Source organism: Gemmobacter caeni, from assembly GCF_003054195.1.
In the GTDB taxonomy this organism is placed as follows: Bacteria; Pseudomonadota; Alphaproteobacteria; order Rhodobacterales; family Rhodobacteraceae; genus Gemmobacter; species Gemmobacter caeni.
In genome coordinates this window covers 105,796-125,484 of sequence record NZ_QBKP01000013.1, presented here as the reverse complement: position 1 = coordinate 125,484, position 19,689 = coordinate 105,796, and the positions used below count along the sequence as shown (strand labels likewise).

Annotated in this window: 21 protein-coding genes and 3 pseudogenes; 7 read left to right on the top strand and 17 right to left on the bottom strand. The window is 63.9% G+C overall.

All coding sequences use genetic code 11. The features are described from left to right. Nucleotides 1–94: 94 nt before the first annotated feature. Complete coding sequence (locus tag C8N34_RS18325; protein ID WP_119136816.1) at nt 95–979, top strand: tyrosine-type recombinase/integrase; 885 nt, start codon at nt 95–97, stop codon at nt 977–979. A gap of 82 nt (nt 980–1,061) precedes the next feature. Here C8N34_RS18325 and C8N34_RS18320 read toward each other — a convergent pair whose 3' ends face one another. Continuing rightward, nucleotides 1,062–1,418, bottom strand: coding sequence for a hypothetical protein (locus C8N34_RS18320; RefSeq protein ID WP_108129978.1), 357 nt, complete (start codon nt 1,416–1,418; stop codon nt 1,062–1,064). Continuing rightward, complete coding sequence (locus C8N34_RS18315; protein WP_108129977.1) at nt 1,415–2,023, bottom strand: TetR/AcrR family transcriptional regulator; 609 nt, start codon at nt 2,021–2,023, stop codon at nt 1,415–1,417. The genes C8N34_RS18320 and C8N34_RS18315 overlap by 4 nt, the downstream gene beginning before the upstream one ends. 80 nt (nt 2,024–2,103) lie before the next feature. Between C8N34_RS18315 and C8N34_RS18310 the strand changes: the two genes are divergently transcribed. From C8N34_RS18310 to C8N34_RS18290, 5 genes and pseudogenes are all read left to right on the top strand, one after another. Beyond that, nucleotides 2,104–2,592 (top strand): cytochrome b, encoded by a 489-nt coding sequence (locus C8N34_RS18310; protein WP_108129976.1) that lies wholly within the window; start codon nt 2,104–2,106, stop codon nt 2,590–2,592. Nucleotides 2,593–2,595: 3 nt separating this feature from the next. Then, complete coding sequence (locus tag C8N34_RS18305) at nt 2,596–3,741, top strand: efflux RND transporter periplasmic adaptor subunit (RefSeq protein ID WP_108129975.1); 1,146 nt, start codon at nt 2,596–2,598, stop codon at nt 3,739–3,741. After that, complete coding sequence (locus C8N34_RS18300; protein WP_108129974.1) at nt 3,738–4,871, top strand: ABC transporter permease; 1,134 nt, start codon at nt 3,738–3,740, stop codon at nt 4,869–4,871. Before C8N34_RS18305 ends, C8N34_RS18300 begins: the two co-directional genes overlap by 4 nt. 3 nt (nt 4,872–4,874) lie before the next feature. Beyond that, nucleotides 4,875–5,567: an ABC transporter ATP-binding protein gene (locus tag C8N34_RS18295; RefSeq protein ID WP_108129973.1), complete on the top strand. Its 693-nt coding sequence runs from the start codon at nt 4,875–4,877 to the stop codon at nt 5,565–5,567. A gap of 64 nt (nt 5,568–5,631) precedes the next feature. Then, nucleotides 5,632–6,222, top strand: a pseudogene (locus C8N34_RS18290) (transposase family protein); the annotation flags it as partial. Nucleotides 6,223–6,438: 216 nt separating this feature from the next. Here the strand turns inward: C8N34_RS18290 and C8N34_RS18285 are convergent. After that, a complete protein-coding gene (locus C8N34_RS18285) occupies nt 6,439–7,719 on the bottom strand; it encodes an IS110 family RNA-guided transposase (RefSeq protein ID WP_108129972.1) in 1,281 nt (426 codons plus the stop codon). A gap of 217 nt (nt 7,720–7,936) precedes the next feature. On the opposite strand from C8N34_RS18285, the pseudogene C8N34_RS18280 reads away from it, so the two are divergent. Next, nucleotides 7,937–8,224 (top strand): annotated as a pseudogene (locus C8N34_RS18280) (integrase core domain-containing protein); the annotation flags it as partial. 176 nt (nt 8,225–8,400) lie between these two features. Here the strand turns inward: C8N34_RS18280 and C8N34_RS27315 are convergent. From C8N34_RS27315 to C8N34_RS18215, 14 genes and pseudogenes are all read right to left on the bottom strand, one after another. Further along, a pseudogene (locus C8N34_RS27315) lies at nt 8,401–8,490 on the bottom strand (DUF6915 family protein); the annotation flags it as partial. Between the two features lie 10 nt (nt 8,491–8,500). Further along, the gene (locus C8N34_RS18275; protein ID WP_108129971.1) at nt 8,501–8,992 is read right to left on the bottom strand and encodes a DUF6878 family protein; all 492 of its coding nucleotides are present in this window, start codon (nt 8,990–8,992) and stop codon (nt 8,501–8,503) included. A gap of 102 nt (nt 8,993–9,094) precedes the next feature. Then, on the bottom strand, nt 9,095–9,613 hold the full coding sequence (locus C8N34_RS18270; protein ID WP_108129970.1) for a DNA repair protein RadC: 519 nt from the start codon (nt 9,611–9,613) through the stop codon (nt 9,095–9,097). A gap of 108 nt (nt 9,614–9,721) precedes the next feature. Then, nucleotides 9,722–10,162, bottom strand: a complete 441-nt coding sequence (locus C8N34_RS18265) for a JAB domain-containing protein (RefSeq protein ID WP_108129969.1) — start codon at nt 10,160–10,162, stop codon at nt 9,722–9,724. A gap of 125 nt (nt 10,163–10,287) precedes the next feature. Further along, complete coding sequence (locus tag C8N34_RS18260) at nt 10,288–11,487, bottom strand: DUF932 domain-containing protein (RefSeq protein WP_108129968.1); 1,200 nt, start codon at nt 11,485–11,487, stop codon at nt 10,288–10,290. Nucleotides 11,488–11,633: 146 nt separating this feature from the next. Continuing rightward, a complete protein-coding gene (locus tag C8N34_RS18255; RefSeq protein ID WP_108129994.1) occupies nt 11,634–12,044 on the bottom strand; it encodes a c-type cytochrome in 411 nt (136 codons plus the stop codon). Between the two features lie 14 nt (nt 12,045–12,058). Next, nucleotides 12,059–12,598 (bottom strand): molybdopterin adenylyltransferase, encoded by a 540-nt coding sequence (mog, locus tag C8N34_RS18250; RefSeq protein WP_108129967.1) that lies wholly within the window; start codon nt 12,596–12,598, stop codon nt 12,059–12,061. Next, complete coding sequence (locus C8N34_RS18245) at nt 12,591–13,100, bottom strand: DUF2478 domain-containing protein (RefSeq protein ID WP_108129966.1); 510 nt, start codon at nt 13,098–13,100, stop codon at nt 12,591–12,593. The genes mog and C8N34_RS18245 overlap by 8 nt, the downstream gene beginning before the upstream one ends. After that, nucleotides 13,097–13,582 carry a cyclic pyranopterin monophosphate synthase MoaC gene (moaC, locus tag C8N34_RS18240; protein WP_108129965.1) on the bottom strand — a complete coding sequence of 162 codons (486 nt, stop codon included), beginning with the start codon at nt 13,580–13,582 and terminating at the stop codon, nt 13,097–13,099. The genes C8N34_RS18245 and moaC overlap by 4 nt, the downstream gene beginning before the upstream one ends. Further along, complete coding sequence (locus C8N34_RS18235) at nt 13,579–14,358, bottom strand: HesA/MoeB/ThiF family protein (RefSeq protein WP_242013845.1); 780 nt, start codon at nt 14,356–14,358, stop codon at nt 13,579–13,581. Before C8N34_RS18235 ends, moaC begins: the two co-directional genes overlap by 4 nt. Nucleotides 14,359–14,368: 10 nt before the next feature. After that, nucleotides 14,369–14,614, bottom strand: a complete 246-nt coding sequence (gene moaD, locus C8N34_RS18230) for a molybdopterin converting factor subunit 1 (RefSeq protein WP_108129993.1) — start codon at nt 14,612–14,614, stop codon at nt 14,369–14,371. Nucleotides 14,615–14,626: 12 nt separating this feature from the next. Further along, complete coding sequence (gene moaA / locus C8N34_RS18225) at nt 14,627–15,673, bottom strand: GTP 3',8-cyclase MoaA (protein ID WP_108129963.1); 1,047 nt, start codon at nt 15,671–15,673, stop codon at nt 14,627–14,629. Between the two features lie 4 nt (nt 15,674–15,677). After that, on the bottom strand, nt 15,678–16,916 hold the full coding sequence (locus C8N34_RS18220) for a molybdopterin molybdotransferase MoeA (protein WP_108129962.1): 1,239 nt from the start codon (nt 16,914–16,916) through the stop codon (nt 15,678–15,680). Between the two features lie 62 nt (nt 16,917–16,978). Further along, nucleotides 16,979–19,666 carry a molybdopterin-dependent oxidoreductase gene (locus tag C8N34_RS18215; protein WP_108129961.1) on the bottom strand — a complete coding sequence of 896 codons (2,688 nt, stop codon included), beginning with the start codon at nt 19,664–19,666 and terminating at the stop codon, nt 16,979–16,981. Nucleotides 19,667–19,689: the final 23 nt, after the last annotated feature.

Sequence of the window (19,689 nt, the reverse complement as noted above, 5' to 3'; positions counted from 1 at the left end):
ATCGAAGGCACAATGGACCCAACCCCCGGTCGGTGGGGTCCCTTTTGGACGCCGATCACCCCAGAAGCGGGGTCCTTATTGCAAGCCGTTCAACATTCAGAAGGCAGCGCTCCTGATCGCCCGCTGGTCTGGCGCGCGGCGGGGAGAGGTCATTCGGCTCCGCTTGGACTGCCTGGATCAGTATCCCGACGGGACCTTCCGACTGCGGATACACGCTGGAAAGACTATGCGGGAACGCCTCGTGCCTTTGCATGACGACGCCGCAAGGGTATTGCGCGAAGTCATCCAGCGACGGCTCGAAGCCAACGACCGTCCGATCCGAGATGACAAGACTGGCGACTTGGTCCGCTATGTCTTCTTTCGCCGCAGCGGGCGGATGTCGGCAGACTATTTGCTACAATACCCCCTGAATCAGATGTGCAGACTCGCCGGGCTAGTCGATCAAGATGGAAAGCCGATAGTTACCAGCCATCGGTTTCGGCACACTGTGGGCACGCAACTCGCCGAACGAGGTGCCAAGTTGCACACGATCATGAGCGTCTTGGGGCATCAGACGCCGCACATGTCCATGGTCTACGCACGGATCAGCGACGCCGAAGTGCTGCGCGACTACCGCAGCGTTCTGGGACCCGGCGAAATGATTGCCGGGCCGGGCGCAGAAGCGATCCGCGCAGGAAAGCTGTCATGCGCTGCGATCGACTGGCTTAAGTCGAACTTCATCAAGACTGAGCTCGAACTTGGCCATTGTCTACGCCTTCCGTCGGAGGGACCTTGCGAATGCGACCTGTATCTCAGCTGCGCCAAGTTCGTCACGACCAAAGCTTACGCTGGTCGGCTGCAAGAGCGGAGAAAACTCGAGTTAGTACTTGCTGAAGATGCGCGCGAGCGGGGATGGTCTAAAGAGGTCGAACGACATCAGAGCACAGCATCGCGCATCGAACGTCTGTTGAAGGATCTGGGTGAAGAAGCCGACCCATAGCAGTGAGCGAACAACAAACAAGCTATGTTGACATCGGATTACGTCGGCCAAACCGCGCGCTATAGCAAACTCATACCAAGTGTCATGAGCTTCGCACGGAAGCCCAGACCATCACTACCCAGAAAGCTGTCCGAAACGTCATCGCGCCGACAGTGCGCGCCTCGAAGGCATCTCCTGCGAAAACCCGCCAGCCGAACGCTGCAAAGACGGTTGCGGTCGCGATCAGGATGGTCAGCGCCACGGGCAACGCAAGCCGATGCCCGATCATCAGAAGTCGGCCGCCAATGACATAGGCGAAGCCTGCGAGGAAGTTGAACCACAAGACAAAGGGCACGACGGCCCCCATGTCAACCACGCCGAACAGGGCCGATCCGCCCGATATCAGCGTCAACAACCCAAAGGCTATGGCCCCTACACCGGCGATGTGATGCGTTTTCATGTCTGCATCTCCTTGCAGGCAAACAGAACAAGTTGCACCTCAAGCAGGCGCATCCCCTCGGGCACGATGTCAAAGCTGCGCGAGCCAAGGCTCCACCGGATGGCAATGCCCTGAACAAGCGAGGTCAGAAGAACGGCGGCATCCTTTGGCTGAACTCCCGCCCCCATCATCCTGGCTTCGGCCATGGCCTGCAGGTTTGCCACCAGATGCGCCTGATACTGCATCAGAACCCCACGAAACCGGTCGCGCAGGGCGGCATTGTCCACGTTCAATTCGCGGGAATGCAAAATGGCCGGAAGCGCGGGGGTTTCCCCGATCTGCTGCAACTGCGCAGCAATCAGCGCTCGCAACCTTGCCTGCGGGCTTGGGTTGCTGTCCACGGCTTGCTTCCAGGCAGCTTCAAGCCGATCTGCGATGGCGTCCCCGACGGCGGTCCAAAGTTCGGCCTTTGTCGGGAAATGCCGAAAGATCGCGGCCTGGGTGACGCCGACCGCTTGCGCGATGTCGTTGGTAGTCAATCGGTCAGGGCCGATGCGGTCGGCCAAGTCCAGAACAGCAGCAACGATTTCTGTCTTGCGATCCTCGGCGGATTTGCGACGCAACATGGGGCACCTCTTGTAAGTAAGTAATTACTAACATAATCTGCAAGCCAAGCAAGCTGATTCGCCAGACCGAAAGGACCGCCATGCCAAGCCCCAAAGGATACACCCGTCTTCAGATCGCATTGCACTGGGGCGCGGCCCTGCTGATCGTGCAGCAATACCTGTTCAAGGATGCCATTGCTGCCGCATGGGACGCGACGACGAAAGGTCTGGAAACCACCTTCAATCCGCTGGTTCTGGGTCATGTCGCAGGCGGGGCGCTGGTCATGCTGTTCGCGCTGTGGCGGTTGTCGATCCGGGCGCGGCGCGGCTCTCCCGTCATGGTCGGCGACAATGCCGCTCAGCGCGCCTTGGCAAAGGCCACGCATGTCGGCCTTTACGCGTTGATGATCCTGATGCCGCTTAGCGGGTCGATAGCCTGGTTCGGTGGGGTTGATCTGGCGGCGCAAGGGCACAACGCGCTGAAGATCGTCCTGCTGGTACTGGTTGCACTGCATGTTGTCGGCGCGCTGTATCACCACTTCGTTCTGAAGGATGGCCTGATCAACCGCATGCGCCGGGCCGAGGGCTGAGCCATGCGCAAGTTGTGGATGCTCGGCGCGGTTGCGCTGGCTGGTTTGGCGGCAGGTGGTTGGTTTCTGACCGAACGGCCCCTGACCGTGACGGTTGTCGCGGCTGAAGCCGGGGTGCCCTTGCGCCTTTACGGTTTGGGTTCCGTCGAGGCCCGGGTTTTGTCGCGCGTCGGGTTCGAAGTTGGCGCGGCATTGGTGTCGGTATCGGCAGATGCAGGTGACGCGGTCAAGGCCGGACAGGAACTGGCCGCCTTGCATCCGGCTGAGCAGAAAGCGCGCGTTGCGCGCGCGCAGGCAGCGGTTGCGGCAAATGCCGCCGGTCAGGCCAAGGCCGATGCCGCAGTGGCGAGGGCGCAGGCAGTTCTGGCACAGCGCATTGCCGCGAACGATCGACAGAAGGAACTTGCGCGGCAGGACGTCGCCTCTATCCAGCGAGCCGAGGAGGCACAGCGCGACGAGGATGTGGCGCGGGCCGAACTGGCCTTGGCCGAGGCCGATCTGGCCGTGATCCGCGCGCAGGGCGCAGATGCGGAGGCGGCATTGCAGTTGGAACTGACCTTGCTGGCCCATCACCGGCTGGTCGCACCCTATGATGCGGTTGTTGTTGCCCGCCATGTCGAGCCAGGCACAGTGGTCAAATCCGGGGATCCGATCTTCACTCTGATTGATCCGGCAACGGTTTGGATTCAGGCCTTTATCGACGAAGAGCGGGCAGGCCAACTTGCGCTTGGACAAGAGGGGCTCATCCGCCTGCGGTCGCAGCCCTCTGCCGAGTTTCACGGCACCGTCGCTCGGATCGGCCTTGAAAGTGATCGCGTGAACGAAGAGCGCCGGGTCTGGTTGACATGCACCGATTGCCCCGCAGCAATGTTCCTAGGCGAACAGGCCGAGGTGCGCATTCTGACCGGTACGCGTGATAGCGCCCTGATGGTGCCGGAGGTGGCAATCACCGGCTTTGACGGATTTCGTGGCACGGTCTGGATCGTGCAGGATGGTCGGTTGCAGCGCACCACGCTGACATTTGGAGCGCGTGATGACAAGGGCCGGGTCGAGGTGACAGGCGGCCTGCCCGACGGTGCCGCGATTGTCGCCATGCCACCGAAGGGTGCCGACGATGGCAGGCTGGCACGGATTGGGGACGCGCCATGAATCTGGCGCTGAAAGACATCCGGCATGGCCTGTTCCGCTTTGTGCTGACCTGCTTTGGCCTTGGCCTTCTGATGACGGTCGTTCTGGCGATGATCGGCATCTACAACGGCCTTGTGGCCGATGCGCTGGCGGTGGTCGAGGCCCCCGCAGCGGATGTCTGGGTGGTTGAAGCGGGCACCAAGGGGCCTTTTGCAGAAGCCTCCTCGATCCCCGCCGACAGCCGCGATACCGTGGCCCGCATGCCCGGCGTGGCCGAGGCAGGGGCCATCAATTACCAGACCATCGAGGCCCCGTTCCTTGACCGCGCCTTGCGGCTTTATGTCATCGGATACGAACCGGGACGACCGGGTGGCCCGAAGGTCATCGCCGAAGGGCGGGGCATCGGCACCAGCCATTTCGAACTGGTAGCCGACCGCAAGACCGGCCTTGTGCTCGGCGATACCATCCGACTTGGCCGCAACCGCTTCACCGTTGTCGGCCTGGTCGAAGGGGCGATGAACTCGGGCGGCGATCCCGCAGTCTACATGACGCTGGACGATGCAATGGTTCTGCAAACGGAGCTTGCCCCAGCCGACCAACGGGTGCAGGCCGCGCGCGGAGCTGGGGCGGTCAAGTCGGCCTCGGTCGCGGCGGTCATCGTACGCATCACCCCCGGCGCGGATGTCGATCTGCTGACCGCAACCCTGCGTCAGTGGAAGCATCTGGCGGCCCTTAGCCAGATCGAGCAGGAAAATATCCTCCTGGCCTCGGTCGTGGACAAGGCGCGGCGTCAGATCGGGCTGTTTCTGGGTATCCTGCTGGCGGTGTCGGCCGTGGTGATCGCGCTGATCATCTACACCATGACAATGGAAAAGCTGAAGCAGATCGCGACGCTTAAGCTGATTGGCGCCCCCGACCGTACCATCATCGGGCTGATCGTGCAGCAGTCGCTTATCCTTGGGACCGCAGGTTGGGGCATCGGTCTGATCCTGATCCTGCTGGTCAAAGATGTCTTTCCGCGCCGTGTCGTGCTGGAGCCGTTCAACGTGGCCGTTCTGGCCGGGATCATCGTTGTGGTCTGCCTGGCCGCCAGTGGCCTTGGCGTGCGCGCGGCAATGAAGGTGGACCCCGCCACCGCCTTGGGGGGTTAAGTCATGGCAATCGGTGATATTCTGGTCGATGTGCAGGCCGTGGCCAAGCACTATGGCGACGGCGAGACCCGCGTCGATGCGCTGCGTCAGGTTGATCTGCAGGTGCGCGCAGGCGAGGTGATCGCACTCTTGGGGCCCTCGGGGTCTGGCAAGACGACGCTTTTGAACATCATCGGCTGCATCCTTGACCCGTCCTCGGGCCGGGTGGTGCTGGACGGTGATCCGGTCTTTGACGGCAAATGGCTGCGCAGCGACTTGCGCCGCCTGCGGCTCGACAAGATCGGCTTCATCTTTCAGGCCCACAACCTGCTGCCTTTTCTGACGGCGGCAGAAAATGTATCCCTCGTCCTCGATCTTGCCGGTTGGGCGCCCGAAAAGGGAAAGGAGCGGGCAAAAGAGCTTCTCGATTATCTCGAGGTCGGCCACCGCGCCCCGGTCAAGCCCGCGCTACTGTCAGGGGGCGAGGCACAGCGGGTTGCTATCGCACGCGCGCTGGCGAACCGCCCGCGGATCATCCTTGCGGACGAGCCGACCGCTGCCCTGGACAGCAAACGCGCACAACTGGTCATGGACCTGCTGCGAAAGCTTGCCGCCGAGCAGGAAGCCTGCATCCTGACCGTGACCCATGACGAGAAAATCTTCGACCGCTTCGATCGGCTTATCCATCTGCGCGACGGAAAATTGGCAGATGAGTAATGGCCCGGTGTTTGATCCCAGGGTTTGATGGTGCGATCCTTTCGCAGGAATGGAAGGAAGCAGCATGGGACAGGTTCGTCACGGGAGCGCCACGACCACGCACGCCGTCAGAGCAGCAATACAGCGATCGCAAGCTTCGCTCGCGCAGTTGAGCCGGGAGCTGGGGATTAATCCGAAGACGGTGGCGAAGTGGCGGAAGCGGGCATCGGTCGAGGATATGAAGACCGGACCGAAGGAACCGCGCTCGACGGTCCTGACCGAGGACGAGGAAGCGGCGGTCGTCGCGTTCCGGCGCCATACTCTTCTGCCACTGGATGACTGCCTCTATGCCCTTCAGCCCTCGATCCCGCACCTGACCCGGTCTGCGCTGCATCGGTGCCTGCAGCGGCACGGCATCTCGCGCTTGCCAGATGTCGAAGGGGACAAGCCCAAGCGACAGAAGTTCAAACGCTATCCCATCGGCTTCTTCCATATCGACATTGCCGAGGTGCAGACCGCCGAGGGCAAGCTCTACCTGTTCGTCGGCATCGACCGGACCTCTAAGTTCGTCGTTGCTCAACTCGTTGCAACTGCTGACAGAAGGACAGCCTAGGAGTTCCTGCAGCACATGCTCGAGGCCGTGCCCTATCAGGTCCACACGGTTCTGACGGATAACGTCCTAGCTCGGGAACAAAACGCGGTTTAGGGCGTCAGATCACGGGGCATCCGAGCGACCGGATACCTGTTGAACTGTTGCCCAGGCGGGCTCCGCCGTCAAGAAGTGGTCTCTTCCATAGCAAATACAGGGTCGGCCTGGTTGCCGCCCTCACCGTCCTTAAAACGAGATCCTAAATCCCAAGCGGAAGGCCCGAACATTATCTACGAGGTCGCGTCATGCGCCTCCACGGCCCTTTGAGAGAGAGGTCCTTCCGCCTGGGCTCGTCCCCTCGAAAAAGGGACGATAGGGTTCGCCGGATTTGATCACGGCGTGAATAGTGCGTGCCATCTTTGCGGCGATGGCAGTATAGGCCTTCCGGCGCAAATCCGGGTTATGGCGATCTTGAGCGATGTAACGCTCGAATTTGTCCCGGAAGCTGTTCGCTTTCTTCAGGACCGCCGTCTGCCCTGCAAGCCACAATGTGCGGCGCAGGCGAGCGCTGCCATATTTGGAGATCTTGCTGCGGCCGCGGAACATGCCGGACTGGACGGTGGCCAGATCCATGCCGCAAAACTTCAGAAACTGACGGTGATGGTGGAAACGGCACAGGTCGCCGGTCTCGGCCAGAATGGTCAAAGCATTGATCGGCCCGATGCCGGGGATGGTGCGCAGCAGTTGATAATCGGCCCGGCCACCCAGCAGTTCGACCGCCCGATCTTCGATGGCATTGCGTTGCCGGATCAGGCTTCTGCCCTCGGCCAGCATCATGCGAAACATGCGGATGGCATCTGAGTCCGGCGCGACAGGTAAACAGGCAGATGCCTTTGCTGTTTCGTAAATATCTGACAACATGAGGGTCTTCTCGACTTTACGTCCGACCACTTCCCATGCCGCCTTGGTAAATTCCTCCTTGGTCAGGGCCGATATCATGTGCGGAGAGGGGAACATCTCGAGGAAAGCCAGGAACCAATCGGTGCGCGAGCTGCGATGGAAACGGTCGGCTTCTGGAAAGTAGAGCGGCAGGTAATGTGTCAGGATCCGGTGCCACAGCTCGGTCTTGGACCGCGACACGGCATCATGGGTCTTGGACAGTTCCTGAATGTCATTCGTGCCGGCCACCATCGGGTCCTGAAATATCTGCACCGCGCCGATCTGCGGCATGTGCAGGATGACTTGGGCATCCTTCGGATCGTTCTTGTCCCAGCTGTTGTGTAGGGCCTCCCGCGTGCGGGCCAGGGCGACCGACGACACCAGCTTCAGATCGAACCCGGCGACGCAAAGATGATACATCAGCACCCGATGATAGTTGCCAGTCGCTTCAAAGCCGATCCGGACAGGCAGGCCGTATTCCCGCAAGATCGCGATCAGGCGCATGAAGTCATCGGTGCTGTTGGTGATCGTCAGGCGCCGTCGCCGCGTCTTGCCCGGAGCGGCAATCAGCACCTCGTGCCGGTGCTTGGAAATGTCGATGCCTACCAGAACACGGGCATCCGAAGTATGCTCAACCTTGGCCATAGCCGGTCTCCTCTGTGGTGTGGTTCGCAAAACCACCATAGAGACCCGAGACCCGGTTATGGCCGCCTGCTGCGCAATTTTGGAGGCTGCGCAGGCGGCCGTAACCTTCAACCGCGCGTCATTCCCAACATGCTACGGCATCCAGTTCGCAGAGCAGCCGCGGAACCGGAACACCATCTACTCCCGGCCGATGCGCTTCGACATGATCTGCGAGGCCAACGGCATCGAGCACCGGCTGACCCAACCGAACCATCCGTGGACGAACGGCCAGGTCGAGCGGATGAACCGCACGATCAAGGACGCAACCGTAAAGCGATACCACTACGATGACCACGGGCAGCTGCGCACGCACCTCGCGGACTTCCTGGCAGCTTACAACTTCGCACGCCGACTAAAGACGCTCAGCGGGCTCACGCCCTACGAATACATCTGCAGAATCTGGACATCAGAACCAGATCGATTCATCCTCGACCCGATCCACCAGATGCCGGGACTAAACACCTAAGGACAGTCAAGCATAAACAGATGAATTGGAGATGCGCGACAATCGCGATAGACCACAGGGACCTCCCCGCCGTCCGCACCGCCAGCGCTTTGATCCGCGCAGTGCGGACGGCGGGGTCCCTCCTATGGACTATCGCTACCCTTGGCGCCAAGAAAATCCTTGCCTGTCCAGATAACATCTAACCAGGCATGCACCGCCATGAAATCGTCGACCGTGCCGCCCCATTTCTTCACCGAGGAGAGGGCGTGGTGATAGGGATGTGCCATTGCCACCCCCTCAGAAGTCGTGGGTGTAGAGTTCGGACGAGGTGAAGCGCTCGTTGAACTCGAGATGGATGCAGCGGGCTGCGGCGTCGAAGCAGAACTCGCCGTAAGCGCCGTCGTTGTTCTCCCAGCCGCCATGGGTGTCGGAGAGAAAGTCGTATGCGAGCTGCTCGACGACATCTTCAAGCGAGAGCTGCCGCATCTCGACCTCGGGGTTGTCCCAGGTCAGCGCAGCGTATTCGATCGCGGTCAAGGGGAACTCGACCGCGGTCTCGCCGGACCATGCGCCGATGCTTTCGATCTGGCCACTGTCCCCGGCCCCATCGAAGGTCACGGTGACATGGGTGATGCCGGCGGCTATGAGGCCATCGAAGAGGCGGTCCTTGTTGCCAGGGCGCAGCGCCTCGATGCGGGCGGTGCGTTCGGCATGAGCCGCAAAGATCTGCGTCATGTCGACGGTCGAGGGCGCCATCGGCGGCGTGAGGGTGGGTTCACTCAGGGTCATCGGGTGTCTCCGGTAAGGGTAAGGGATCGGAGCTGGGCCGGGCGATCTCTCTCCCCCGGACAAGCTCCAACTCCCCCCTGCCCCTTCTCTGTCTCTCGGTCCTCACGCCGCGACCTGCAGCGCCCGGGCGGCAAAAGCGCGCCAGAGCGGGTCGACGAGCCGCGCATCCAGAAGATCGGCGCGGTGGCGCAGCCGTTGCGCCAGATCGGGTTCGCCCCAGGCGGACGCGCGGCCGGCCTGCGCGCGCAGCTGGCTTGCCTCGGTCACGACGCCCCGCGCCTCGGCCGCGCTCGCCACCGGGTGGCACCAGGCGACGGCGTGGTCGCTGGCGGCCCCGGCCAGAACAAGGCGCTGATCGCGGTCGAGGATCGCCAGAAGCTGAGGCGGAGCATCCGGGACGATGCCCTCGGCATGGTCGATCGCGCCCTGCATGGCGTCCGCCAGAGTCGCAAAGCGGGCGAGCACCAGCGGCACGGCCCGGCCCGACATGAGATCGGCCGGTGCGCGGCGCGACAGGCTCAGCGCGAAGGGGTGGTTGGGGTCGGTCTCGCCTGAGGGAAAATGCGGCGGGACGCCCCGTGCGTCGGCGGTCAGGTGGGTCGGCAAGGGCAGGTCAAACATGGGGAGATCTCCGACGGCGCGGGAAGCCTCTCTCCCCGCTTCACCGTCAAAGACAAAACCGTCGCCCTCTTCCTCGAAGGCGCGGCGGTGGAGGATCCACAGAGGACCTCAGAGCTTGCCGAGCCCCCGCAGGCTCAGCTCCGTCCCGGCGCCGACGATGATGTGGTCGTGCAGCGTCAGGCCGAGATACCTGCACCCCTTCTGGATCTCCTTGGTCATGCTGAGATCGGCCTCCGACGGCGTCGGATCGCCGGATGGATGGTTGTGGATCAGGATCAGGGCGCTGGCATTCAGCATCAGCGCTCGCTTGATCACCTCGCGCGGATAGACCGGGACATGGTCGACCGTGCCGGTCGAGAGAAGCTCATCGGAGATGATGCGGTTCTTGCGGTCGAGGTAGAGGACGTGGAAGCGCTCGATCGGGCCGCGGACGGTCAGCGCGCAATAGTCCATCAGCGCCTGCCAACTGCCGATGACCGGGTTCTGGCTGAGGTAGCGGCCGAGGATGTCCCGGGCTTCGAGGACGATGGTTTCTTCCTGGGGGGTCATGGGGGTCTCGCTGAATTGCCCATGCCAAAGCCCCCTGCCCTCTCGGGGCGGGGCCAGTGGCATGCGTGTGGAAAGGGAAAGTGCGACCGCCGCGCGCGAGGGCGGTCGCGTTGTCGGGCCCGGCGTCAGCCGACCCGGTCGAGGAGCTTCTTGGCGCGCCCCTCCATGTCGAGGCGGGCATCCTGCTGGGTCTTGTCGCGGGCAAGCCGCGTGATGCCCTGCACGAAGTCGAAGATGCTCTCGGGCGGGCGGCCCTCTTCCATCAGCACCTTCTCGATGATCTTGCCCGACTCCGCCTTCGAGAAGCCGCGTCGACGCAAGAAGTCTTCCCGATCCTCGTCATCGCGCGCGACGATCTGCTGTCGTGCGGCCTTGATGCCGTTCACGAACCCCAGTGGCGACGAATTGGCAAACCGGGTCAGTGCCGGCGCCGCCTCGTGCGCGAAGCGGGAGGCCGCGTATTTCGAGTGGCGGATCTTGATCTCCTGGAACTCCTCGACACCCCAAAGATTGCGGTTCTGACAGACCGCGCGCAGGTAGAAGCTCGCCATGCCGAGCGTCTTTGCACCTACCTCGGAGTTCCAGCAGTAGAAGCCCCGGAAGTAGAGATCGGGGGAGCCATCCGGCAGGCGGCCCGCCTCGATCGGGTTGTGATCGTCGACGAGGAACAGGAAGACGTCGCGGTCCGAGGCATAGAGGGTGGTCGTGTCGCGGCTGATCTCGACATCGGGGTTGTAGACCCCGGTCGACCAGTCGAGCACCCCCGGCACCTTCCAGCGCGTGTCGCCGGTACCGTTGCCCGCGATGCGCTGCACCGCCTCGACCAGTTCATGGTCGTGGATGCGGCCATAGTCCGGGCCAGTGACCGCGCGCAGTTCGGTCCGGCCGTCTTCCGTCTCGAAGGTCTTCACCTGCTCGGCGCGGTGATTGGTCAGGCCGTATTGCAGGTTGATGCCCGCCAGCGGCGCGGGCAACTGCCGCAGGTAGGAGGCCGGGGCGCCGACGATACTCGCAAGCTGGCCGAAGGCCCAGTGCGTGGGCGCGACTGGCTCACGCGCTTTCGGCAGCATCAGGTGCAAGCGCTCGGGGTTGTCGCGCGCGGCCTCGACCCGGATGTCGGCCGTCTGGACCACCCGGCTGCGGCTGCGCTCGGACCGGCCCTTCACATTGGCCCAGAGATCGTCGAGCGACAGATAACGCTCATCGTCGGGCCGGTTAAACCATTCGGACGACACTCGCCCGTTCCGCTCACCCCGGCTCACATCCACTTTCCAGCCACCCGCCCGCGCCGGTGCGACTGGATCCAGAACTTCTAAAACGCCCATCGGCTATCTCCCGCGACAGGCGCCAGGAGCCACTCTCCCAGCCCTCAACCCGTCACCGGGAAACCGGCACTCCTCTGACTCTGGCTGATGTGAAGGGCGGAATGCGGACAGTCAGCCCCCTTCCCGCAGCCGTGCCTGCCGCGCCCTCAGTTCAGGCTGGCAAGATAGGCCGCGACGTCCTCGCCGCCCTTGGCAAGTTTGAATGTCATCTTCGACTTCGCCGCCGGATCGCCCGACGCCTCTTTCACCCATGCCGCGGGGTCAGCGACGAACGTGGTGAGCGCAGCTTCGTCCCAGACACGTCCGGCCGCGCCGATCATCTTCAGGGCATCGCCATAGGCCGCGAAGTCAGGCTCCGTGCCAACGGTCCGGCCGATGACGCCGAACAGGTTCGGGCCGGTCTTTCCGCCCTTCACGATTTCGGTTCCGTCCGTCGCCACGATGGCGTGACAGGCCTTGCATTTCTTGAACTCTGCTTCGCCTTTGGCCGCATCGCCCGCCATAACGGGGGCTGCGGTCACAAAGGCAAGTATCAGGGGCAGGATCAGGTGTTTCATCTTCTTCTCCAATGTCAGCCCATTCCAGGGCGGAATGCGTGGCAGACTGCGGGGTCCGTCTCGATGCGTGCCGCGCCGATCAGGTCGAGGCAGTAGGGCACGGCCGGAAAGACGGCAGTCAGGCAGGTGCCGATGGCTGAGGGCTTTCCGGGCAGGGTGATGATCAGCGTCCGGCCGCGTATCCCCGCATCCTGCCGCGACAGGATGGCGGTGGGCACCTCTGACAGGCTGGCCTGTCGCATCGCCTCGCCAAAGCCGGGTAGGCGCTTATCGATCACATCGTCGAATGCTTCAGGTGTCTGATCCCGTGGTGCGGGGCCTGTGCCGCCCGTCACGAGGACGAGGTCGGCCCCCTGCCTGTCGCAAAGATCGCGCAGGGTGGCGGCCACCGTCTCGCGCCCATCCGGCACGATGGTGCGGGTGATGCGCGCGGCAGAGGCAAGCGCGGCGCGCAGCCATGCCTCGGCGGCGGGGCCGCCCTTGTCGTCGTATTCCCCGCGGGCGGCGCGATCCGACACGACCAGCACGGCGATATGGGCAATCCTGTCAGGCATGGTTCGCAACCCCCTGAAGGCACCAGTCGGCAGCGGTGGCTTCCACGGCCGGCAGGGCTTCAGATAGCCCGCCTGAGAAGTCCAGATAGAGCGGCAGGTTCAGCCCGTTCACCCCGACCAGAACGGTCATGCCCCGCTCCAAAGCCTCGGATATCACCGGGACCAGCCCGCGTCCTTCGGCTTCGGCCTTGCCGAACTTGTTGACGACTAGGACCTCGGCCCCGTCGAGCCGACGCGCCACCTCGGCCACCGTCTGCTCCAGCGCGCCGTGGTCCAGCATGCATCCACGCGCCGCGGCACCGCGATCCTCGCTGATGCGCAGGACAGGACCGTCGGGCAGAACCCGCAGGTCCATGTCGCAACGCGTCCTGTCGGCGCGGGCGATGTTGGTCTGCACCGTTCCCGCAAGCCGGACCCCCGCCCTTTCGAGCCGTTCTGCCACGGCAGCAAGGAAGCGGTCCGTCTCTCCGCGTCCGGTGATCGAGATATGCGCGAGCCTCATGCGTCGCCCCCTTCCGCGTCGTAGCGCCCGGACTTGCCACCATCCTTGACCAAGAGCCGCACCCCGCCGATGACCATGCCCTTCTCGACGGCCTTCAGCATGTCATAGACCGTTAACGCCGCGACCGAAGCGGCGGTCAACGCCTCCATCTCTACCCCCGTCACGCCGGTCGTCCGGACGGTGGCGCGGATGCGTATACCGGGCAGCGACGCATCGGGCGACAGGTCCAGTGCCGCGCGGGTCAACGGCAGCGGATGGCAGAGAGGGATGAGGTCGGCCGTGCGCTTGGCCGCCATGATGCCCGCAAGCCGCGCGACGCCCAGCACATCGCCCTTCCGTGCGCGGCCTTCGGTCACGAGGGCCAGCGTTTCGGACTGCATCGTGACCGTTGCCTCGGCCACGGCGATGCGGTCAGTCGCGGGCTTGTCGGAGACGTCCACCATATGGGCGCGGCCTTCGGCGTCGAAATGGGTCAGGGTCATGCAGTCTCCTCTTCGATGGCGGCGCAAACGGGGCAGTCGGGGCGGCGGCGGACGGCGATCTCGCGGCCTTCGCCCCAGAGGATGTCCTGCATCAGAAGCCGACCCCGCAGACTTCTACCCGCGCCGGTGAGCAGCTTGATCGCCTCGGCGGCCATCATCGAACCGACGATGCCGGGCAGCGCGCCCATGACGCCCGCAGCGGCGCAGCTTGGCACCAGATCGTCGGGCGGGATCGTCGGGAAGACGCAGGACAGGCAGGGCGCGCCACGGGCCGGGTCATAGACCGTCACCTGTCCTTCCCACTGGCTGATCGCGCCGGAAAGCAGCGGCACCCGCGCCTCCACGCAGGCGGCATTCAACAGATGGCGCGTGGGCAGGTTGTCGGTCGCATCAATCGCAAGATCGTGGCCCGCGACGGTTGCGGGGGCGGTTCCGGCGTCCAGCCGCGCCCTGACGGGCGTCACCGCGACGAAGGGGTTTATCCCCGCAAGCGAGATGCTGGCGGAGGTTACCTTGTCCATCCCCAGCCGGTCCTGCGCATGGATCACCTGACGTTGCAGGTTGGACAGCGATACGGTGTCGTCGTCGATGACGGTGATGCGCCCCACTCCCGCCGCCGCAAGGTACATTAGAACGGGCGCACCCAGACCGCCCGCCCCGACGACCAGAACCGAGGCACGCTTCATCCGCGCCTGACCCGGGCCTCCGATCTCGCGCAGCGCGATGTGGCGGGCATAGCGGGGCAGTTCCCCTTCGGCATAAAGCGGTCGCGCCATCTCCATCGCCTCAGCCCCCCGTCATCGGCGGGAAGAAGGCGACCTCGGCCACGCCCGCAAGGGGGGCGGCAAAATCGACCAGTTCCTGATCGAGCGCCACGCGAACCGAGGCGGGATCGGCGAAGGCCGCCGCGTGACGGTCGCTGCGGGCGACGAGTTCCGCCACCAGATCGCCCACGGTCGTGGCCGAGGTCTCGATCCGTTCGCGCGGGGTGTCGATGCGCTCGCGCAGCCATGCGAAGTAAAGGACGTTCACGCTTGCCATAACTCACCCGCCCGTATGGTTCATGCCGCGCGGCATTACGCCTTGCGGAACACCGCGCGAATAGTCGAAGTCATGCCCGCGCGGCTTCAGCGCGATGGCGGCGCGGATCGCGCTCTCCAGCGCGGTCGCGTCCGGCGTGTCGCGCAAGGCCGACCGCAGGTCGGATGCGCCTTCCTGTCCCAGACAGGTGTAAAGCTCGCCCGTGCAGGTCAGCCGCACGCGATTGCAGCTTTCGCAGAAATTGTGGCTGAGCGGGGTGATGAAGCCGATCTTCTGCCCCGTCTCGGCCAGCCTAACATAGCGCGCGGGTCCGCCCGTCGTTTCGGTCAGGGGCTCAAGCGTGAACCGCTCGGCCAGCCGCGCGCGCAGGTCCGACAGCGGCAGGAACTGCCCGATCCGCGCCTCGGCCCCCTCTTCGCCCATGGGCATCAGTTCGATCAACGTCAGGTCATGCCCTTCGCTGGCGCACCAGTCGACCAGCGGAAAAAGCTCGTCCTCGGTGAAGCCGTGCAGGGCCACCGTGTTGATCTTGACGCGCAGGCCCGCCGCCCGTGCGGCGGCGATGCCCTCCAGCACGGGGGCAAGCTGGCCCCGCCGCGTCAACGTCGCGAAGCGGCCCGCATCCAGCGTGTCGAGCGAGACATTGACCCGCCGCACCCCACAGGCGGCAAGGTCGGCCGCATGACGGGACAGCTGGCTGCCGTTGGTGGTCAGGGTCAGCTCCCGCAGCGCCCCGCTGGCCAGATGCCGCGACATGGCACGGAAAAATCCCATGATGTCGCGCCGCACCAACGGCTCGCCCCCCGTGACGCGCAGTTTCGTGACGCCCATCCCGATGAAGGCGGAACAGAGACGGTCGAGTTCTTCCAAGGACAGAAGGTCCTTGCGCGGCAGGAACTGCACGCGGTCGGCCATGCAGTAGCTGCAGCGGAAATCGCAGCGGTCGGTGACCGACACCCGCAGGTAGCAGACGGATCGACAAAAGCCGTCCCGAAGCGGCGCGCGGACGGGACTTGCATCGGCGTCGAAGGCGGACGGGGATTGCAGCATGGGCTCAGCCTCCCATGCCGAAGGGTTGCCATTCGATCAGGTCGCCTTCGGTCACGCCTTCGGACAGGGCGGCAACCGTGGCAAGGCCATCCGCCTGCGACAGCGGAAAGAGCGTGGCCGACACACCGTTGCCCAGCCGTTCCAAGAGGGGAAGGCCCGTCCCGTCCGTTCCGAGGCAACGGACGGGAAAGACCTCTTGACGGCCGGGACGGTGCCGCCAGGAAAAGGCCGCGCGCGCCTTGCGGGCGGCGAAGGGGTCGGGGGACCTGCCGGAGAGGCGGTCGATCTGCTGCTTAACGAAAAGGTGGAAACCCACGAAGGCCGCCATCGGATTGCCCGGCAGGCCGGTGAAGGCGGTATCCCCGATGCGGCCGAACATCACGGGCTTTCCCGGTTTCACCGCCACGCGCCAGCCCGCAATTTCGCCGCCCGCCATTGCGAAAGCGGGCCGGATCGGATCGCGCCCGCCCAACGACACCCCGCCCGAGGAAAGCACAAGATCGGCGGTCCCCGCCAAATCGGCCAGCCGGTGCGCCAGTGGCACCACCGCATCGGGCATGGTGCCGCCATCGACGGCCTCACATCCGGCCAATTGGGCGAGGGCAAGAAGCATCGGCCGGTTGGCGTCGAAGATCTGCCCTGCTCCGCGCTGCCCGCCCTGGGCCAGTTCGTCGCCGGTCGACAGCACCACGGCTCGCGGTCTGCGGATCACCGGAACGCGCCCGATTCCGTTGGCGGCCAGAAGGCCGACATGCTGCGGCGCGATACGCGTACCCCGCGGCAGCAGGACCGCGCCAAGGGGTTGGTCGCTACCCCGCATGCGGATGTTCGCACCAGTCTGCGGCAGGAAATCCAGATGGATGCGCCCGTTTGCCTCGGTCACCGCTTCCAGCGCGACGACGCAATCTGCCCCTTCAGGCAAGGGCGCGCCGGTATAGATGCGAAGCGCGGCCCCGTCGGGCAGGGTGTCAGGATAACCGACGCCGGCCGCGACGGTCCCTGCAACGGGCAGGACATGGGGTGTTTCGGCAAGGTCGGCCAGCCGCAGGGCAAAGCCATCCACGGCGGAATTCGTGAAGAAGGGCATCGCGCTGGTCGCAAGGATGTCACGCGCGCAGACATGGCCCAAAGCGGCCGCCAGCGGCAGGTCGCGCAGCGTTCTGATCCCCTCAACCTGTGCGATGGCAATCTCGCACGCTGTGGCGAGATCGATCAGGGACGGAACATCGAGGGCGGCAGTCATGGTCAGGGAACTTTCGGAAGAAGGGTCCGCGGCCGGCTTGATCCGGCCGCGGACAGGTTAGGTCAGTTTGCCGCGTCGGAGGCATTTTCCATCAGGAAGTCCATGATGAGCGCGGCCTCCGCGTCATCCAGACCGGCGCGCGGGAACATGGACGGCGTGATCGCCTTCCATTGCAACTTCGTGAAGGCCCCCACGTCGCGCGGCCCGTGGCAGACGGTGCAGCGTTCGTAGAACATCTTTTCGCCCGGGCTCATATCGTCATAAAGCGCCTCGATAACCGCATCCAGCCGGTCCAGCGCCAGATCGGCATCGTCGATCGCGGCCAGTTCCACGCCTTCCAAGATCGGCGGCTTTTCATAGGCCATGTTCGGACCTTCGGGGTCCTCGCACTTGCGGATCGAGGCAAGGCAGGTGTTCGCCGTGGTCGCCTGGCTCAGGCCCGAGGATTTCTGCGTTGAGGTCAGGAAATTCACCAGACCCGAGTTGCAGCGGCCTTTGCTGTCAAGGCTGGGCCAGCAACCCTCATAGATCGAAATGACGCCTGGCATGATCTCGTCCGACACAACTGCACCGGCGATAACCGTGCCGCGGTCGTTGTAGATTTCGACGAGGTCGCCGTCGGCGATGCCGCGCGCCGCCGCATCCTCGGCATTGATCCGCACGGGTTCGCGGCCCTGCACCTTGTAGAGGTCGCGCAGGCTGGCGGACTGGTCCATCTGGCTGTGCAGGCGATACCAGGGGTGCGGGCTGACGACGTGCAGCTGGCCTTCCTTGGCGTTGCCCAGATATTCGGCGGGCTCCAGCCACATCGGCATGCCGGGACAGTCTTCCAGATTCATCTCCGCGATGGTCTCGCAGAACATCTCGATCTTGCCTGATTTGGTGTGCAGCGGATTGGCTGCGGGATCGCTGTAGAAGTCGCCGTGGCGAACCCACTGCCGCGCTTCCTTCGGCGCGGGTTGCAGGGCATAGCCGCGTTCCCAGAACTCTTCGAACGGCGTGTGTTCGGCGGCCCCGGTCTTGGCATAGGCGAACTTCATGATTTCGATGTATTCGGGGAACTGCTGGTCCTCGACATAGGGCGACATCTTGTAGAACAGATCGGCAAGGCCCGCGAAGATTTCAAAGTCGCTACGGCTTTCGCCGACCGGTTCGATCACCTTCTTCATCGCGTAGATCTTGTCGTTCGAATAGGTGCCGCCGACCGAGATGTCGTCGCGTTCCAGAGGGGAGGAGGCGGGCAGCACGATGTCGGCCCAACGGGTCGCTGCCGTCCACCAGACATCCTGGCTGACGATGGTCTTCACCTTCTGCAACGCCTTGATCAGCCGGTTGGTGTCCTGCTGGTGCGACATGAAGTTGTTGCCGGCGTTGTAGATCATGTGCACGTCCGGGTATTTGCGGACGTTGCCGTTGTAGACAACTTCGGCGCCCGGATTTTCCAGCGCCTCCGTGATGCGCGAGGCCGGAACGATGTAGTCGGTGACAAAGTTCTTGCCCTGGCTCAGGCCCGAAGGCGTGCCCTTGCCCGATTGCGGCATGCCACCGTTGCCATAGTGCCAGCTGAAGCCGACGCCTTCGCCCGGCTTGCCGATCTTGCCGGTCAGCGCGGCAAAGTTGATGATGGCCCAGTGCGTCATCTCGCCGTGGTGGGCGCGCTGCAGCGACCAGGCCCCTGCAATCTCGGTCCTGGACTTGGCCAGCAGCCCGGCCAGCTCGCGGATCTTCGCTGCGTCGATGCCGGTGATGGCCGAGGCCCATTCCGGCGTCTTCGCCGTCTTGTCCTCGCCTTCGCCTTTCACATAGGCGATCCACTTGTCCGAACCGACAGTGTACTTCGCCAGATAATCCTTGTCCTCCAGCCCGTTCTCAAGAACGTGGTAGGCCATGCCCAGGAACAGCGCGACGTCGGTGTTTGGGACGATCCGGACCCAGTCGGCGTTCAGATAGGCATCCGAGGCAGTCTTCTGCGGGTTGATCGAGATGAACTTGCAGCCGTTGTCGCGGATCTGCTCCCAAGGGCCATACATGCCGTGGTCGGCCACCGTGTATTCGATCCGGTTGTTCTTGATCGGGTCGCAGCCGACCAGGACGAAGACCTCGGTGTTGTCGCGGATCACTTCCCACGCGGTCTGCGCGGAATAGACCTCCATGTCGCCGATCACGTGTGGCAGCGAGATCTGGCTGGCACCACCGGACCAGTCGCCCACCGTGTTGGTGCAGCCGCCGATCATGTTGAAGAACTTGCCCTGCAGGACGTTCGGCCGCATGATGCCGGCGTGGCTCCACCCACCATAGGACGTGGACAGGATCGCCTGATGCCCGTGTTCGACGATGGTGTCGGTGATGGCCTTGGCCGTCAGCTTCAGCGCGGTATCCCAATCAACGCGGACATATTCTTCCTTGCCGCGCAGTTCGGGTTTCACATCGCCCGACTTCCAGCCTTCCAGATAGGATTTGCGGACCATCGGATAATCGATGCGCGACTTGTCATAGACCCGGTCCAAGACGCCATGCATCAGCATCTCGGTCGGGCGCTGGTCGAGTTCGATCATGGGCGAGATGCCGACGATCTGGCCGTCGCGCACCACGGCTTCGAAGGGGCCATAGTGGCTGGCGCTGAAGATGCGGCCAGAGAAGGAGTTGGGGTCGATGGCCGCCATGGCCGTAGAGTTCATCAGCCAGCCCGATCCCAACAGGGCGGCGCTGCCCTGAAGGAAATGACGTCTGGTGGGTTGCATCACTTTCATCGCGGACCTCCATCCGATTTCTG

Coding starts and splice junctions, on each gene's coding strand:
- C8N34_RS18265 (WP_108129969.1), bottom strand. CDS start 10,162: ATGACCCCCCAGGAAGAAACCATCGTCCTCGAAGCCCGGGACATCCTC.
- C8N34_RS18260 (WP_108129968.1), bottom strand. CDS start 11,487: ATGGGCGTTTTAGAAGTTCTGGATCCAGTCGCACCGGCGCGGGCGGGT.
- C8N34_RS18315 (WP_108129977.1), bottom strand. CDS start 2,023: ATGTTGCGTCGCAAATCCGCCGAGGATCGCAAGACAGAAATCGTTGCT.
- moaA (WP_108129963.1), bottom strand. CDS start 15,673: ATGCTGCAATCCCCGTCCGCCTTCGACGCCGATGCAAGTCCCGTCCGC.
- C8N34_RS18255 (WP_108129994.1), bottom strand. CDS start 12,044: ATGAAACACCTGATCCTGCCCCTGATACTTGCCTTTGTGACCGCAGCC.
- C8N34_RS18235 (WP_242013845.1), bottom strand. CDS start 14,358: ATGGCGCGACCGCTTTATGCCGAAGGGGAACTGCCCCGCTATGCCCGC.
- C8N34_RS18295 (WP_108129973.1), top strand. CDS start 4,875: ATGGCAATCGGTGATATTCTGGTCGATGTGCAGGCCGTGGCCAAGCAC.
- moaC (WP_108129965.1), bottom strand. CDS start 13,582: ATGACCCTGACCCATTTCGACGCCGAAGGCCGCGCCCATATGGTGGAC.
- C8N34_RS18320 (WP_108129978.1), bottom strand. CDS start 1,418: ATGAAAACGCATCACATCGCCGGTGTAGGGGCCATAGCCTTTGGGTTG.
- C8N34_RS18285 (WP_108129972.1), bottom strand. CDS start 7,719: ATGGCCAAGGTTGAGCATACTTCGGATGCCCGTGTTCTGGTAGGCATC.
- C8N34_RS18220 (WP_108129962.1), bottom strand. CDS start 16,916: ATGACTGCCGCCCTCGATGTTCCGTCCCTGATCGATCTCGCCACAGCG.
- C8N34_RS18305 (WP_108129975.1), top strand. CDS start 2,596: ATGCGCAAGTTGTGGATGCTCGGCGCGGTTGCGCTGGCTGGTTTGGCG.
- C8N34_RS18270 (WP_108129970.1), bottom strand. CDS start 9,613: ATGTTTGACCTGCCCTTGCCGACCCACCTGACCGCCGACGCACGGGGC.
- C8N34_RS18275 (WP_108129971.1), bottom strand. CDS start 8,992: ATGACCCTGAGTGAACCCACCCTCACGCCGCCGATGGCGCCCTCGACC.
- C8N34_RS18215 (WP_108129961.1), bottom strand. CDS start 19,666: ATGAAAGTGATGCAACCCACCAGACGTCATTTCCTTCAGGGCAGCGCC.
- mog (WP_108129967.1), bottom strand. CDS start 12,598: ATGCCTGACAGGATTGCCCATATCGCCGTGCTGGTCGTGTCGGATCGC.
- C8N34_RS18300 (WP_108129974.1), top strand. CDS start 3,738: ATGAATCTGGCGCTGAAAGACATCCGGCATGGCCTGTTCCGCTTTGTG.
- C8N34_RS18245 (WP_108129966.1), bottom strand. CDS start 13,100: ATGAGGCTCGCGCATATCTCGATCACCGGACGCGGAGAGACGGACCGC.
- C8N34_RS18310 (WP_108129976.1), top strand. CDS start 2,104: ATGCCAAGCCCCAAAGGATACACCCGTCTTCAGATCGCATTGCACTGG.